We start from the raw sequence: 15,086 nt of genomic DNA, 5'->3' as shown, positions 1-15,086 counted from the left end.
CGGTCTTCTGACTTCCAACTTCCTGCCTCACTCTATAAACCAAAAATTGCCAGGGATAACACCTGCGGTGAATTGATGAATTAAATTACCTGATGACGAATATCGAAACACGGTTCCATTTTGTACATAATCAATGGCATCAGACACATATACATCATTGTTGTTGGGGTCTACGCCCAAACCGTAAAAAATGTTACCGCTATTTGCAATTAAAGCCGAAGAAGGTAAAGCGGTGCTCGAAATGCTCATTTGATAAACGTTGGAGTTCAGAAAATACAACACGTCTTTAGTTGCGTTTAAGGTTAACGAGCCTGGCGAATCGGCAATGTTTGGAAAGGTTAGGGTTTGAGTTATGCTTCTGTTGGCAGGATTGAGTTGAATGAGTTTAGGGTTTTCTACACTAAAACCACCGCTACACATTACCCATAATTGATTGTTTTTATCCAATACGATGCTGTTGGGCGATTTACCCACTTTAATGCTATCCACTAACACATCTGTAATGGTGTTGATGATTAAAATGTTGTTGTTGGTCATGTCGCACACGTATGCGGTATCGTTAAACAATACCATTTGTTCAGTCCAGCCCGAAACAGAAATGCTTTTTGAAATGGTATTGCTAGCCAAATTCACTACTTGTATAGAGTTGGAATACAAATCGCTTACATAAGCTTTGTTGGTGTTTATTGGCAGCATGTAGCGTGGCGAATTAAAGCCTGTAATGGTTGCCACAGAGGTAAAGTTGCTCATGTTAACCACTTCAACTTTGTTGGAATTGTTTACCACAATGTATCCTTTGCTGCCAATTTGCATAAACGATTGAGCAACATCGCCTAAACCTAAACCGTTATTAGCGTTTTTAAACACATTTTGGTTTACGTTGTTGGTATTCTTGTTGTAAAGTGAAATGGAGGCGTTGGTCCAGCCAAAAGTACCTTCGTTGATAATTAGCACATCGGTTGCAGAAGTTTGTGTAATAGGTGTTTCATCACAATTTAAGCATTGTGGACCAAATTCTTCTTTGGTGCATGCTGTAAACAGCAACATTATTAAACTGATATGTAGTAGTTGTTTCAACATTTAAAACGAAACGGCTAATGAAAATAAATAATTTCTACCAGGCATGGCTCGGTAAGCAATCGATTGGTAGTCTTGATTTAAAAGGTTGTTGGCTTTAAATGAACTGGTTAAGGTAAATTTTTTAAGCTTAAACGCTTGACTTATGCTCACATTGTGCAAAAAGTTTTCGGGCAAATACCAGTTGTTATCAGGAGTAATAAAACGCATGCCTGTATAGCTGTAATTGTAGTAAATACTGGTGTTTTTGTATTTAGCCGAAAGCGTGTAGTTGAATTTGTGAAAGGGTACATAAATCAACTGTTTGTTGACGGACAAATCGCTTTCGTTGTTTGATTTAATATTTGTTGAAGCCGTGTAAGCATAATTTATACTTTGTTTTAACGAAAAGTTTTTTAGTGTTGTGGTACTCGAAAAAGTAGCTTCAACACCTTTGTTTACTACTTCTTTTAAATTGCTTGGGCTCCAGAAATTAGCTGTTGTAGGCTGCCAAATAATCCAGTTGTTTACATCGTTGTAGAACACAATGGCGTCAAGACTTAATTCGGTATTGTTTATAGGTTTGGTGTAAGTAAAACCAGCTTCTACCATTTGGGCTTCTTCAGGTTTAAGGTCTGTATTTCCTCCTAGATTCCAGTACAAATCGTTTAAGGTTGGGTAGCGATAATTTATTCCTGCATTGGCTTTGATAAAAAACTGCTCTTTGGCAAACAATTGGAATTTCCCACCAATGTTTGGTGCTATTGGGTTAAACTCGTTGGCTTGTATAATAAAGCGGTTAAAGGCATTTAGCTGTAATCGTTTTAAGGAATACGTTGCTCCAATCATCCAGCTGCTTTGTAGTCGGTTTTTTAGTGCTGTATAACCAGCAGATTCTGCCGTTTCATACCTTAAGTTAATGCTGTTTAAAAAGGTGATTTTATTGTTTAGGTAATATTGTGTATTTATCAAATTATCAAACAAATAAGTATTGCTTTCTGAATATATTTTAGCACTGATGTCTTCGTAAATTAATCGGTCTTTTATTAACCCCGAACTAATTTGATGATTCCAATTGTTTCGTGTTTTTTTGTATTCTAAAATTGCTCGAATAGAGAGGTCTTTTTGGTTTTCGCTAACAGAATCTTTTGTGATGGCAGGAGCTAGATTTCTGTTGCTATCAAACAACCAAATTCTACCACCAAAACTTCCGTTTTTAGTTTGTTTGTAAATACCTTGCTGAATACCATATTGTAGTAATTCCGCATTTTTTTGATGCTCAACGGGGTTGTTTTTTTTGGTGATGTTTTTAAATTCAAAATCATTTTTAGCATTGGCGTAAAACAATTGGGTTTCGAGCAACCATTTTTTTTGATGAAAACTAACCGATGCTTCTGTTCTGTAGGTATTAAAACTACCAATACTTTGTTTTAACAGTACAGCATCTTTACCGTCAAAGTTTTTATCATTTTTTAGTAGTACACTACCGCCCAAAGCACCATTTCTATCCATCATGGCTGCTGCACCATGGTGTAATTCTGCTCCGCTAAAAAATATGGTGGGGTACAACGAAAAATCAACCTGACCCAACATTGGTGAGTTTAATAAAATACCATTCCATTGCACTTGAGTGTGTGATGCTCCTGTTCCACGAAAGGAAATAGACGATAAAGAACTTGGTCCGTAATCTTTAATAAAAACAGAGGAGTGTTGCTGAATCAAGTCCGATAAATTGGTGCTTTCTTGAATAGAAATACTATCGAATGTTGTTTTTTTGTATTGCTTGGGTATTTTGTAATCAACCAGTTCAAACTCACTCACAGTAAGCGTGTCAATATTGTCTGTATTACCAAAAATAAATTGACTGAATAATAAAAGTAGAATGGTGAATAATTTCTTAACCACATAGTTTTTTTTATACAATTGATTGTTTCTGAAAGAAAAGAGATAGAAGCCTTGCTTTAAACATAGTTTTTGAGCTATGTTTAAAAATATAATTTCTATGTCAACCTTTTTCAGCATTAATGCTATGATTCTATGTAGTTATTTTGTTTTAATAAGTTTTTGGGTGGTTCTTTTGTCGCCTTGAGAAATAGTTAGAAAATAAATACCTTTACTGAAGTTGGAAGTTGGAAGTTGGAAGTTGGAAGTTGATGCAGATTCTGAAATCAATACCTTTCCGTAAATATCGGTAAGCTGGTAGTTGATTTCGGTAATTGACTTATTCTCAATGTGTATAATGTCTTTAAATGGATTTGGATAAACATTAAATTGACCGGCAAACAATTCTTCTACAGATGTAGTTGAATAATGAATAACTCCAACAGCATCTAAATCAAATCCACCTGAAGGAAAAGAAGTAGGGAAAGGGTCGTTTATTTTATTGTTTTGACTATCGGTAGTTCCAAATAATGGGTTTATACTTCCAACCACATCAATAATACGAACGTGGGTGATTTTTGAAATATCTAATCCTGCAATACCTGAAAGTTCATCTAAATCGAACGGAGTGCCGTAATTGGCTCTGTATTTACCTGCCAAATTGTGAATGTTGGTCGCGTCCATGTTGGCATTGTTGTCTAATTGCTGGGTGTCTTGCGTTAGCGAAAAAGCATCGAAACGGAAAAAATTAATACCATCAGAACTTACTTCTACAAAAGCCAATTCTAAAAACATACCATCAAAAGAGTTTTCGAAAACCGCAAAATCAGCTCCTACATCGTTGTAAATAAAACCGTTAAATGTTAATGTAGCCATGCCTCCATCACCTAAACTGACCAAGCCATTTACGCCAGATTTACCCGTAGCTGAAGTGTCGTTGCCAATGGTTGTTTTACCTAAAGAGGTGTCCGCAATGTTTTGCCAACCTCTAATTAACTCACAATTACTTGCCCAAGCGGTAAAAACAGTTGAATCTTTATGGATTGCAGTTGTTCCTGCTTGGCCAACCGCTGGGGCATAAGGACCTTGTGCAAACAAGTTGCTACAAAAGAGAATAAATATAAAAAATGTTGGTTTCATAATTAAAACACTTCGACAAGCTTAGTGTGACAAAAAAATGTCAGTCTGAGCCTGTCGAAGACTTTTTATTGTTTTATAAACTTTTGTATACTAGTTGTTCCTTTAGAGCTTAATTGAATAAAATAAACTCCAGCATTCAGTTCTGCTACACCAATTTGCATTAGATTTTGGTTGTTTCCAGCTACCGTTAATATAGTCTTACCAGTAATGTCAATAACCTTTGCCGATTCAATTGCCTCAACACTTTTAATGTTTAAAACAGAAGTAGTTGGGTTGGGGTAGAAAGAAAAATTGTCTTTTGGCAATTCATTAATCGAAGTAATAATTATATTTAAATTGTCCATACAGAAAAATGCAGGAGTATTCATTCCCCACATGCCAACATCTGAGGAACTGAGTTCGAAGTATATGCTGTCAAATACATTAAAATTAGACGAACTAATCCATAAGCTACGCCAGTCTTTTATTATGTAATCTTGAGAATTATCTGCAAAACGAAAATCGGCTAAATAAAAATCCAAGCTATCAATTAAAGTGCTTTGAAAATAGGTTTTTATATTGATTTTATACCAATCGGGATCATTGCCAGTTGGACCTCCAAATTTTTTAGCAAAAGCATCTCCATCTCTCATGCTATTGTAGGCATATGTAGAATTTGTTATTTCGAGACTAAGTATATCTATGCCTTGTGTTGATTTAAAAGATGAATTATTTGAGGCTACTACATAATTTGGAGAACCAATCTGACTACCAGCTTTTGCACTGTATTTATTTCCAACACCCGAAGTCGTTGTATCAGTCATGTTGGAATAGGCAAAACCTCCTAACCAATAACCTGGAGCACCCCAAGTGGTATCAAAAACATTCGGAAAGGTAAAATCACCACTGGTAAATTCAGAGTGAAATTCTCCATTGTTGTGTGTACCGCTTAAATCTGAGCCATCCCAATAGGATTCGGCTGGTAGGGTTAAGTTTTCAAAATCGGCTGTTTGTGCTGTAATGTTAGTTGAGGACAACATTAATCCTAATCCCAAAATAATGGAATGTTTGTAAATTTTTCTCATCGGTTTAATTTTAAATGAGTTAAACAATAAATTAATTAAACCGGGATGTAAACAATGATAGTTAATGTGATGATAACCAAATTGCCTTTTTTCCCGAAAGCTAGCTAAATACCCATAGAGGTATTCAACGTTATAGGCAGGTCTTCTGACTCACTCCTTATTTTCACGCCTTCCCGAGTATTAATCAGTGGCTAATTGTGAAAACTACTAGAGTTTACAGCTGCGGGTACAGTCTAGGATTTACACCTAATTCCCTATTAATTCCAGAATGCTTAGTTCTGAAAACCAATAACGGTACAAATGTAGAATAAAATGAATTATAAAAAAATATGATTTTTAAAAGGTTATCAACGATGTTATGAACTAACTAAAGCTTGCAGTTTTCTTATCCATAATCATTACATAAACATGATCGTTCCTGATGTCTTCAATATTTAAACCAAAGTCCATTATTTTTGAACGTTGCATTTTTACTAATTCCATGTGGTTTTCATCATGAATGGTAAATATAAAAAAATGTTTATCGTCAACGTAATTTAGTAGTTTGGTCATCATTTGTAAGTCTGTTTCCTGAATTTCGGTTCTACGCTCTTTATAATCTTTGAACGGTATTTTGTAACAATCTTCAAAAATGGTTTTTAGCACTTCGTTTCCTTTAAAAAAGGCATCTACATTTTCAATGTCCCACACCATAAAGTTTTCGTATTGAAAACAGGTTTCGCTAAATTCGTTTGCTAACATAATATTGTTTTATTGAGGAAAAACTTTTATTGCTTCAAGTATTGAAGTGTTAAATTCGTCCAGATTAATAGTTGTATTTATTTTATTTTCAGTTAAATAACTGACGATATTCTCAGTTGGCATGTTGCCCGTTAGTTTGTCGGTTGCCATGGGGCAGCCACCAAAACCTTTTATAGCACCATCAAATCTTCTGCATCCGTTTTGGTAAGCTGCATCAACTTTTTCGTACCAAGTGGTTGGAGTAGTGTGTAAGTGCGCTCCAATTTCTACATGGTTAAATTCAGGAACAATGTTTTTAAACAAATAGCTAATGTTTTCTCTGTTTGAAGCTCCTATGGTATCGGATAACGCAATAATTTTAATGCCTAAATCAGCAAGTTTTTTGGTCCACTCAATAACAATATCACTATTCCAGTCGTCTCCGTAAGGGTTTCCAAAAGCCATCGAAATATAAACCACCATTTCTTTATTGTGTTTTACACAAAGGTTTTGAACGTCTTCAACAGTTTTTAACGATTGTGTTATGCTTGAGTTAGTATTGCGTTGTTGAAAGGTTTCAGAAATAGAAAAAGGAAAGCCTAAATAATTGATTTCTTCGAATTTTACAGCATCTTCAGCACCTCTGGTATTGGCTATAATGGCTAAAAGTTTACTTTTTGTGGTGGATAAATCCAATTGATTCAACACTTCGGCAGTATCTCTAAGTTGAGGAATGGCTTTTGGAGAAACAAAACTTCCAAAATCAATCGTATCGAAACCAACTTTTAACAATTGGTTGATGTATGCTGCCTTTGTTTCGGTAGGTATAAAATCATGCAAACCTTGCATGGCATCACGCGGACACTCAATCAGTTTAACCATTTATTGTTTTGTTTTTCAACCACATAGATACATAGTTTTTTTTTATTATAGTAAATAGTTTACATAGGTTTTATCCCGATTTATCGGGATAACTATGATTGTTTATGTTTTACTTCATTTTCTATGTAACTATGTGGTTAGTTTTGTTGTTTTAAAATTCTTTTATTTATTGCTTTTATCAAACCTGGACCTTCGTATATGAATCCTGTATAAATTTGTACTAAATCTGCACCTGCGTTTAGTTTTTCTATTGCATCTTCTGGTGAATGAATTCCGCCAACACCAATAATAGGAAAAGCTTTGTTCGATTTTTCTGCAAGATAACGGATAACTTCTGTTGAACGGTTTTTTACAGGCAAGCCACTTAGTCCGCCATTAGCAATTTCCTCGATTCGTTTTTGGTCGGTTTTTAATCCTTCGCGAGATGTAGTGGTGTTGGTTGCAATAATGCCGTCAATTTTGGTTTGGGCGACAATTTCAATAATTTCATCCAGTTGACCGTTGTTTAAATCGGGAGCAATTTTTAACAGAATAGGTTTAGGTTTTGTTTTCGTGGAGTTGATTTGTTTCAATTCTCCTAATAAAGAGAGTAGGAAAGGAGTGTCTTGCAGTTTGGTTAAATCTTTTACATTCGGGCAACTTACATTAACCACAAAGTAATCCACGTAATCGTGTAGGGTGTTGAAGTTAAAAATATAATCAGCTAGAGCGTCGTCGTTACTAGTAGCAGTGTTTTTTCCAATGTTTCCACCTATAATGATGTTGGTTTTTCGGTTTTTTAGTCGTTTTATAGCGTCTTCGGCTCCAAGATTGTTAAACCCCATTCGGTTAATTAAGCCTTGGTCTTCAGGTATTCTAAATAAACGTGGTTGTGGATTGCCAATTTGAGCTTTTGGAGTAAGTGTACCAATTTCAATAAAGCCAAAACCAAGGTTGCTTAATTCGTTAAACCAACGAGCATCTTTATCGAAACCTGCAGCTAAACCTACGGGGTTTTTAAAGGTTAATCCAAATAATTTTCGTTCCAGTTTAGGGTTTTGAAAACTGTATAAACCTCTAATTAAGGAGGATAAACCAAGTGTTTTACAGAAAAATGTTAACCAGCCTGTTGCGATGTAGTGAGCCTTTTCGGGTTGAAAAGAAAATAAAACAGGCTTGATGAGAAATTTGTACATTAAAAATGCTTTTCGACAAAGTTACTAAAGCTTTTTAGCTTTTAATAATTTCCTCAAAAGTATTGTAAACATCAAATTACAGCGTTTTAAGAAAATGTTTAATCACCCCATGAATCATTAATTTCATTAAATTGGTATATTTTTGATCTTTCTAAGTCTAATTGTTCATCAAGTAAATTTTGCTTAGTATAATTGTTTCCTTCTGATTTTCTTTTAATTATAAAACTACTAAACATACGATGAATAAAAATATCATCAAAAGAGGTAGTTGTTTCTTCTGTTTTTATAGCATCAAAGTTTACTAATACTGTTCTTACATTAGGAAAATACAACCAAAAAAGTTGCTTGTAACCAGTGATAGCACCTTTCTCATCTCTATTTAATATTACAGGACATATTCCAGTAATTCTGACTTCGATTTTTGAATATAGGGAATTGTATATCCAATCTTCTTTTAGCCAAATTTTTACTACATCTTTATTGTTGAAGTTTGAGGGTAAGAGAGATTTTATATCTTCAATTGAAAGCTCTTTAGTAAAGCTGTCATCTTTTGTACTATAAGCAATTAACTGACCTTTATTAATAAAGTGGAGTAATATATCGAAAAGACAATTGTTTGGTAGCGGATTATTTTTAGAGAAATAAAGATGTTCGTTTTGTTTTTCTTTTAAATCAATTTCTCTCCAAATACGTTTGTGCCATAATATATCTGAAGCTCTTATTTGTGGTTGTTCAGTTATAGTTTTTATTTTGGTTGGAGTAAGAATGTGTTGAGAATTTGCATTAATATGAAGAAGAGAGCAAAAACTAAAGATTATTAAATTTAGATTCTTCATAAGAATGAATTGTAGTCTAAATTAAGAATTTTAATTTAAGATTTCCTCAAAAGTATTGTCGGTATAAAAAATGACAACTTTTTTTACTTGTTTACCGTTAATGTTGGTTGGAGTAGGAGTGGGTGTAATTTTTTCTACTACTTCAATTTTTACTTCTTGTTTCTCAGGTAAAGCAGATTCGTTTGAAGTGCTTCCAGAAATTAACCATTCCGGACTCACTTTTGGAAAGGCAACCAATACCTTTTGGATAAATTCTAAACTTGGTTTATTTCGACCTGAAAAGATGTGCGAAATACTGGAGCGTTGCACTTCAATTTTATCGGCAAATTCTGAAGCGGATAAATTATTTAACTTCATGATGTATTGTAATCTTTCGGTTAATTCCATGGCATTTTTTTTGTCTTTTACAATTGTAAACAAATGAATTTATTACAAATGTAAACAAATAATTGAATAATGTTAATTTACAAATGTAAATAGTTAATATTATATAGAGTATTGATTAACCAATAACATTAGATAATTAAATATAAAATACAGATTAACAATTAATTAAATTCAAAATATAAAATAGCTATTTGTTTTTGGTTACATCTGTAAAAAATTATAGAAGTTTCTAGGATGTTTACGTTAAATATTGTGGTTACAATTGTAAAATTTAGGTAAAGTTTACAAACTTAAACAGCTATACAAAGTGTTCAAATTTTTAGGTCAACCTGAGTAATTTTTAGGTGGTAAATGGAAATTAAAAAATAGCTACAAGGATATTTTTTTCGATAAATAGTAGCTTAATTTTTTGAGTAAAATGGTGTATTAATTTTCAGTAAAATACATTAGACTTTACAGGTGTTTTTGTTAATCCCTGTAAAACATAAAAAATATAATTTATTAAAAGGCTCTAGTATAGAAAACAATGTTACTTTTGCAGCCTTAAAAAAAATATATGGAATCAATCAGAAATATTGCAATTATTGCCCACGTTGACCACGGTAAAACCACTTTGGTAGACAAAATTATTGACCAATGTAAAACCCTAGACGACAGAGTTGAACGTACGGAGTTGTTGTTGGATAACAATGATTTGGAGCGTGAAAGAGGTATTACCATTTTGGCTAAAAACGTGAGTGTGCAATACAATGGTGTTAAGATTAATGTTATTGATACTCCTGGTCACGCCGATTTTGGTGGTGAAGTAGAACGAGTATTAAAAATGGCTGATGGCGTGTTGTTATTGGTTGATGCTTTTGAGGGAGCAATGCCACAAACCCGATTTGTATTGGGTAAAGCCTTGGAATTGGGTTTAAAGCCGATTGTGGTCGTAAACAAAGTGGATAAAGAAAACTGTACGCCAATCTTGGTTCAAGAATCTATATTTGATTTAATGTTTAGCCTTGGTGCTACTGAAGACCAGTTGGATTTCCCAACCATTTTTGGTTCGGCAAAACAAGGTTGGATGAGTACTGATCATGAAAAACCAACAGATAACATTGTTCCTTTATTGGATGCTATTATTGAAACCATTCCAGAAGCACCTTATTTTGAAGGTACTCCTCAAATGCAAATAACCTCTTTAGACTTCTCTAAGTTTGTAGGTAGAATTGCTATTGGACGTATTTTTAGAGGCGATTTAGAAGAAAATAAAGATTACATCTTATGTAAAAAAGGTGGAATCAAGAAAAAAGTTAGAATTAAAGAGTTGTACGTGTTCGAAGGAATGGGTAGAGCAAAAGTAAAAACAGCAAGAAGTGGTGATATTTGTGCGATTGTTGGTATAGATGATTTTGAAATTGGAGATACTGTTGCTGATGTTACAAACCCAGAAGAGTTAAAAAGAATTGATATTGATGAACCAACAATGAGCATGTTGTTTACCATTAACAATTCTCCATTTTTTGGTAAAGAAGGTAAATTTGTTACGTCTCGTCACTTAAGAGATAGATTGTATCAAGAATTAGAGAAAAACTTAGCCTTACGTGTTGAAGATACTGGTTCTGAAGATAAATTTAATGTTTTTGGTCGTGGCGTATTGCATTTATCGGTACTTATCGAAACCATGCGTAGAGAAGGTTATGAGTTACAAGTTGGTAAACCACAAGTAATTTATAAAGAAATTGATGGGGTTAAACACGAGCCTTTTGAAACATTGGTTATTGATGTGCCAGAGGAGTATGCAAGTAAAGCTATTGATATTGTAACTCAGCGTAAGGGTGATATGTTGGTAATGGAGCCTAAAGGCGATTTACAACATTTAGAATTTGATATTCCTTCGAGAGGATTGATTGGAATGAGAAACAACATGCTTACGGCTACTGCTGGTAATGCTGTAATGACTCACCGTTTTAGAGAATATGGTCCATTTAAAGGTCCTATTCCAGAAAGAAACAAAGGTTCGTTAATTTCTATGGAGGCAGGTCCTGCAACAGCTTTTGCTATTAACCGTTTACAAGATAGAGGACGATTTTTTGTTGATCCAGGTGAAAACTTGTACAAAGGACAAGTAATTGGAGAGCACACTCGTGATAACGATTTAGAAGTAAACGTAATTAAAGGAAAACAATTAACCAACATGCGTGCTTCTGGTTCGGATGAAGGAACTAAAATTGCTCCAAAAATCAAATTCTCGCTAGAAGAATCAATGGAATACATTCAAGCTGATGAATACTTGGAAGTAACACCGCTAAGTTTGAGAATGAGAAAGATTAAGTAAGAAAAAAAAAGCCTTCGAAAGAAGGCTTTTTTGTTTGATAGTTTAGTGCTATTACGGAATTAAATATCTTAATCCAACAATAAAGTTAAGTCTCGAAATATTTTCCTTTTCATTACCACTTAAAACATATTTCCTTCCATTTACTGTTATATTATCTAAAACAGCAATATTGTAGTTTAATCCTAAACCAATGGCTAATGAATTAGCTACTTTAATGTCGTAATCAATTGTAAAATCAATCCCAATTTTATCTCCATTAATAGTGTAATTATCAATAAACATTGCTTTATTTTCATAGATGGTCTTTCCAAAACCTAATTCAAAATAAAACCCGCTGATTTTATTTCTTGCTAAAGAACGAGCGGCAACAAACGCTCCAAAATATCTAATAGATATTTCATCTTTCATAGTGCCATTAATAATGTTTCCATAAAAATCAAAAACAGTAATTTGCATTTGATTTTTAGTGTAAAAAGAGGAGAATTTAGCACCAATTCCATAGCTCTTTTTTGGAAAATAAATCCCCCCAAACGAATAATGAGTTCCGGTTTTTAATTGTTCGTAATAAGTTTTTACTTCTTGAGGGGCACTTGGGTCTATGTCGGCGACTAGGTGTCCTGATCCAAATTCTGCATTGATTCTAAACCTATCAAAAATAACTTCTGGAGCTTTAACTTTTTCTGTCTTCACTTTTACATATTCTTCCGAATTATAACTCTCTGTAGTTTGTTCAAGCGAAGTGTCTTTATCATCTATACTGTTGTTTTTATAGTATGAGTTTACATTACTCATTGATATAGAGGAATTTATTGGTATGTTATTTTGAATAACGGTAAAATTTATCTCAGTTGACGTTATTAGATTTATTTTACAATTAATAGTGTCTTTGCCATTAATGATAATATAATCTTGGGCAAAGATAACTGAGGAGGTAAATGAGTATATTAAAAGAATAAAAAAAAATCTCATTGTTTTAAAGTTTTAAATCAAAGATAAAAGAATAAACATTACAAATACTAAATGAGTTGGTTTTTCCTTGAACGGTAGTTTTTTAGGCTGTTTTGTGTAAAGAATAGAATTAATAGTGACTCACATCGGGTCAACATCAATGGTAATCTTGATGGATTTGTTTTTGCTGTTTACCTCGAAATGGTTTTTCAATGCTACAATAATGGCCCTGGTTTTTACTACCGAAAGGCTTTTTTCAATTTTTAGTAAAATGTCTTTTTGATACAAGTTCTTAATTCGGGCAATAACGGGGTATTCGGGGCCTAAAATACGCTCACCAAATTGTTGTTTTAATTTATCGGCAAATTCGGTAGCACCTTCGTTTAACACATCTTTGTTTTTGTGTTTTAAATTAAAATGAATAATGCGATAGAAGGGCGGGTACTTAAAATTTTTACGTTGCAAAATCTCGTAATTGTACATGCCAATGTAGTCGTGCTCTACCACTTGTCTGATAATGGGGTGGAAAGGGTCGTAAGTTTGTATCAACACTTTACCTCTCTTAGCTTTTCGTCCTGCTCGTCCACTTACTTGACTCATTAACTGATAAGATCGCTCAAAAGCTCTAAAATCAGGAAAATTTAGCATGGTATCGGCATTTAAAATACCTACCAAGGCTACATTGTCAAAATCAAGTCCTTTAGTTACCATTTGGGTTCCTACCAAAACATCAACATTGCCATCTTCAAAATCGGCAATAATTTGGTGGTAAGCATTTTTGCTTCGAGTGGTGTCGGCATCCATTCTCGAAATGGTTATTTTAGGAAAATAAATCGCCAATTCTTCTTCAATTTGTTCTGTTCCAAAGCCTTTTAGTGTAAGTCGTGTGCTGCCACAAGCATTACAATTTGGCGGCATTTTTTTGTTGCTTCCACAATAGTGGCATTTTAATAAATGATTAAACTTGTGGTAAGTCAACGAAACATCACAATTATTGCATTCAGGCACGTGTCCACATTCCTCACAAATCATAAAAGGCGCATAGCCACGTCGGTTTTGAAATAAAATTACTTGTTCCTTGTTCTCAAAAGCTTCTTCCATAAATTTAAGTAGCTCAGGAGTAAAGTGCGATTTCATTTTCTTTTTTCGGGTAGCTTCTTTTACATTGGCACATAATATTTCAGGTAATTGAACTCCTCCGTGTCTTTTCGATAATTCTACATAACCGTATTTATCGTCGTGAGCGTTGTAGTAGCTTTCTACCGATGGTGTTGCAGAACCCAATAAGACTTTTGCGTTGTGTATTTTAGCCAATACAATTGCCGAATCTCTGGCGTGATAACGTGGCGATGGGTCGTATTGTTTAAAGGTGTTTTCGTGTTCTTCGTCAATAATAATTAACCCCAAGTTGTTGTATGGTAAAAACAAGGCAGAACGAGCTCCCATAATAATTTGGAAACGTGGTTTTTCAGCTAATGTTCTTTCCGATTTCAATACTTCGTTCCACACTTCAACCCGTTCATTTTCGTTAAACTTGGAGTGATAAACACCAATGCTGTCGCCAAAAACCTTTTTTAAACGCACAATTAATTGAGTGGTTAAGGCAATTTCGGGTAACAAATACAGCACCTGTTTACCTTTAGCTAAGGTTTCCTGTATCAGTTTAATGTAAATTTCGGTTTTACCTGAGCCTGTTACACCATGCAATAGCGTTACATCTTTGGTTTTGTAACTTTCTTTAATTTCTAAATAGGCTTTTTCTTGATGTTCATTAAGCGTTTTTTCCGAAAGCAACTCGTTTTTGTATTTCCCTAAACGACTTTCTTCCATTTCATACACATCAAACACGTTTTTTTCTACCAATTGATTAATAATGGCAGACGAAACATTAGCAGCATTTTGTAAGTCTAATTTCTTTACTTCGTTAGGTGTTTTATTATAGCGGTTGTTTAGTTTTATAAAGGTAATTAAGGCTTCGAGTTGCTTTTTTGCTTTGCCCAACTGATGAAAAATTTGCTCTAAATTTTTCTCGTTATCAGCGTATTCAGTCAGTCTAAGGTATGCAATAATCTTGGGTTTGTATTTGTTTTTAATTTCTTCCTCAACAACAATAACTCGTTTTTCTATTAATGCTTTTACAAATTGGTGTATGTTTTTTACATCCAAAATTTCAGCAATTTCTTGCAACGAAAGTACATTGCGGACTTCCAATGCTTGATAAATAAGAAATTCTTTATCTGTTAAATCAGCTACAGCGTTGCCTTCAAAAGTGGGGTTGAGAACGACTTTGCTTTCGCTTGCCAATTTAAATGCTCCCGGTAAAGCGGCATTAAACACATCTCCAGGATTGGCTAAATAATAATCGGCAATCCAATCCCATAATTTGAGTTGGTGTTGGTTTACTATGGGTGACTCATCTAATAAGGAATCAATGTATTTTGCTTGATATTCGGTTGGTGGTTTTTGATGAATGTGTTTAACTAATGCGGTGTATAATTTCCCGCCTCTTCCAAACGGAACTATCACACGCTGACCAATTTGAATGTGGTTATTTAACTCAAAAGGTAACCGATAGGTAAATAGATTTGGTACCGAAAGAGGCAATATAACGTCTATGAAAAGGGTTTCTTTGGTCATGTGGTAAAGTTAAATAATAAAAATACAATCAAGGTTTGAT

At 33.9% G+C, this 15,086-nt stretch carries 12 protein-coding genes and 1 riboswitch; of the genes, 1 reads left to right on the top strand and 11 read right to left on the bottom strand.

What is annotated here, in order from left to right; translation table 11 throughout:
- Positions 1-27: 27 nt before the first annotated feature.
- The 9 genes from H6589_05695 to H6589_05655 all read right to left on the bottom strand — a co-directional run bounded on the left by H6589_05695 (position 28) and on the right by H6589_05655 (position 9,141).
- The gene (locus H6589_05695; GenBank protein ID MCB9174082.1) at positions 28-1,077 is read right to left on the bottom strand and encodes a DUF5074 domain-containing protein; all 1,050 of its coding nucleotides are present in this window, start codon (positions 1,075-1,077) and stop codon (positions 28-30) included.
- 3 nt (positions 1,078-1,080) lie between these two features.
- Positions 1,081-2,961: a TonB-dependent receptor plug domain-containing protein gene (locus H6589_05690; GenBank protein ID MCB9174081.1), complete on the bottom strand. Its 1,881-nt coding sequence runs from the start codon at positions 2,959-2,961 to the stop codon at positions 1,081-1,083.
- Positions 2,962-3,099: 138 nt separating this feature from the next.
- On the bottom strand, positions 3,100-4,077 hold the full coding sequence (locus tag H6589_05685; GenBank protein ID MCB9174080.1) for a T9SS type A sorting domain-containing protein: 978 nt from the start codon (positions 4,075-4,077) through the stop codon (positions 3,100-3,102).
- 65 nt (positions 4,078-4,142) lie between these two features.
- Complete coding sequence (locus H6589_05680; GenBank protein ID MCB9174079.1) at positions 4,143-5,141, bottom strand: DUF4465 domain-containing protein; 999 nt, start codon at positions 5,139-5,141, stop codon at positions 4,143-4,145.
- A gap of 117 nt (positions 5,142-5,258) precedes the next feature.
- Positions 5,259-5,446, bottom strand: a riboswitch (cobalamin riboswitch).
- A 58-nt stretch (positions 5,447-5,504) separates the two neighbouring features.
- Positions 5,505-5,882, bottom strand: coding sequence for a hypothetical protein (locus H6589_05675; protein ID MCB9174078.1), 378 nt, complete (start codon positions 5,880-5,882; stop codon positions 5,505-5,507).
- A 9-nt stretch (positions 5,883-5,891) separates the two neighbouring features.
- Positions 5,892-6,743 (bottom strand): hydroxymethylglutaryl-CoA lyase, encoded by an 852-nt coding sequence (locus H6589_05670; GenBank protein ID MCB9174077.1) that lies wholly within the window; start codon positions 6,741-6,743, stop codon positions 5,892-5,894.
- Between the two features lie 137 nt (positions 6,744-6,880).
- On the bottom strand, positions 6,881-7,918 hold the full coding sequence (locus H6589_05665) for a quinone-dependent dihydroorotate dehydrogenase (protein ID MCB9174076.1): 1,038 nt from the start codon (positions 7,916-7,918) through the stop codon (positions 6,881-6,883).
- Positions 7,919-8,016: 98 nt separating this feature from the next.
- Complete coding sequence (gldN, locus tag H6589_05660) at positions 8,017-8,754, bottom strand: gliding motility protein GldN (GenBank protein ID MCB9174075.1); 738 nt, start codon at positions 8,752-8,754, stop codon at positions 8,017-8,019.
- Between the two features lie 30 nt (positions 8,755-8,784).
- A complete protein-coding gene (locus H6589_05655) occupies positions 8,785-9,141 on the bottom strand; it encodes a helix-turn-helix transcriptional regulator (GenBank protein ID MCB9174074.1) in 357 nt (118 codons plus the stop codon).
- A 556-nt stretch (positions 9,142-9,697) separates the two neighbouring features.
- On the opposite strand from H6589_05655, the gene typA reads away from it, so the two are divergent.
- A complete protein-coding gene (gene typA / locus H6589_05650; protein MCB9174073.1) occupies positions 9,698-11,461 on the top strand; it encodes a translational GTPase TypA in 1,764 nt (587 codons plus the stop codon).
- A gap of 51 nt (positions 11,462-11,512) precedes the next feature.
- Here typA and H6589_05645 read toward each other — a convergent pair whose 3' ends face one another.
- Together H6589_05645 and priA are read right to left on the bottom strand one after the other, a co-directional pair.
- Positions 11,513-12,253 carry a hypothetical protein gene (locus tag H6589_05645; GenBank protein MCB9174072.1) on the bottom strand — a complete coding sequence of 247 codons (741 nt, stop codon included), beginning with the start codon at positions 12,251-12,253 and terminating at the stop codon, positions 11,513-11,515.
- A 297-nt stretch (positions 12,254-12,550) separates the two neighbouring features.
- The gene (priA, locus tag H6589_05640; GenBank protein MCB9174071.1) at positions 12,551-15,046 is read right to left on the bottom strand and encodes a primosomal protein N'; all 2,496 of its coding nucleotides are present in this window, start codon (positions 15,044-15,046) and stop codon (positions 12,551-12,553) included.
- Between the last annotated feature and the right edge of the window lie 40 nt (positions 15,047-15,086).

It is taken from the genome of Flavobacteriales bacterium (genome assembly GCA_020635795.1).
In the GTDB taxonomy this organism is placed as follows: domain Bacteria; phylum Bacteroidota; class Bacteroidia; order Flavobacteriales_E; family Vicingaceae; genus Vicingus.
Note: the sequence above shows the minus strand (reverse complement) of the source record. Positions and strands in the feature narration are given on the sequence as shown.

Excerpts from the sequence above, each read along its gene's own strand:
- H6589_05685 (MCB9174080.1), bottom strand. The coding sequence starts at position 4,077 with ATGAAACCAACATTTTTTATATTTATTCTCTTTTGTAGCAACTTGTTT.
- H6589_05680 (MCB9174079.1), bottom strand. The coding sequence starts at position 5,141 with ATGAGAAAAATTTACAAACATTCCATTATTTTGGGATTAGGATTAATG.
- H6589_05675 (MCB9174078.1), bottom strand. The coding sequence starts at position 5,882 with ATGTTAGCAAACGAATTTAGCGAAACCTGTTTTCAATACGAAAACTTT.
- H6589_05670 (MCB9174077.1), bottom strand. The coding sequence starts at position 6,743 with ATGGTTAAACTGATTGAGTGTCCGCGTGATGCCATGCAAGGTTTGCAT.
- H6589_05665 (MCB9174076.1), bottom strand. The coding sequence starts at position 7,918 with ATGTACAAATTTCTCATCAAGCCTGTTTTATTTTCTTTTCAACCCGAA.
- gldN (MCB9174075.1), bottom strand. The coding sequence starts at position 8,754 with ATGAAGAATCTAAATTTAATAATCTTTAGTTTTTGCTCTCTTCTTCAT.
- H6589_05655 (MCB9174074.1), bottom strand. The coding sequence starts at position 9,141 with ATGGAATTAACCGAAAGATTACAATACATCATGAAGTTAAATAATTTA.
- typA (MCB9174073.1), top strand. The coding sequence starts at position 9,698 with ATGGAATCAATCAGAAATATTGCAATTATTGCCCACGTTGACCACGGT.
- H6589_05645 (MCB9174072.1), bottom strand. The coding sequence starts at position 12,253 with ATGAGTAATGTAAACTCATACTATAAAAACAACAGTATAGATGATAAA.
- priA (MCB9174071.1), bottom strand. The coding sequence starts at position 15,046 with ATGACCAAAGAAACCCTTTTCATAGACGTTATATTGCCTCTTTCGGTA.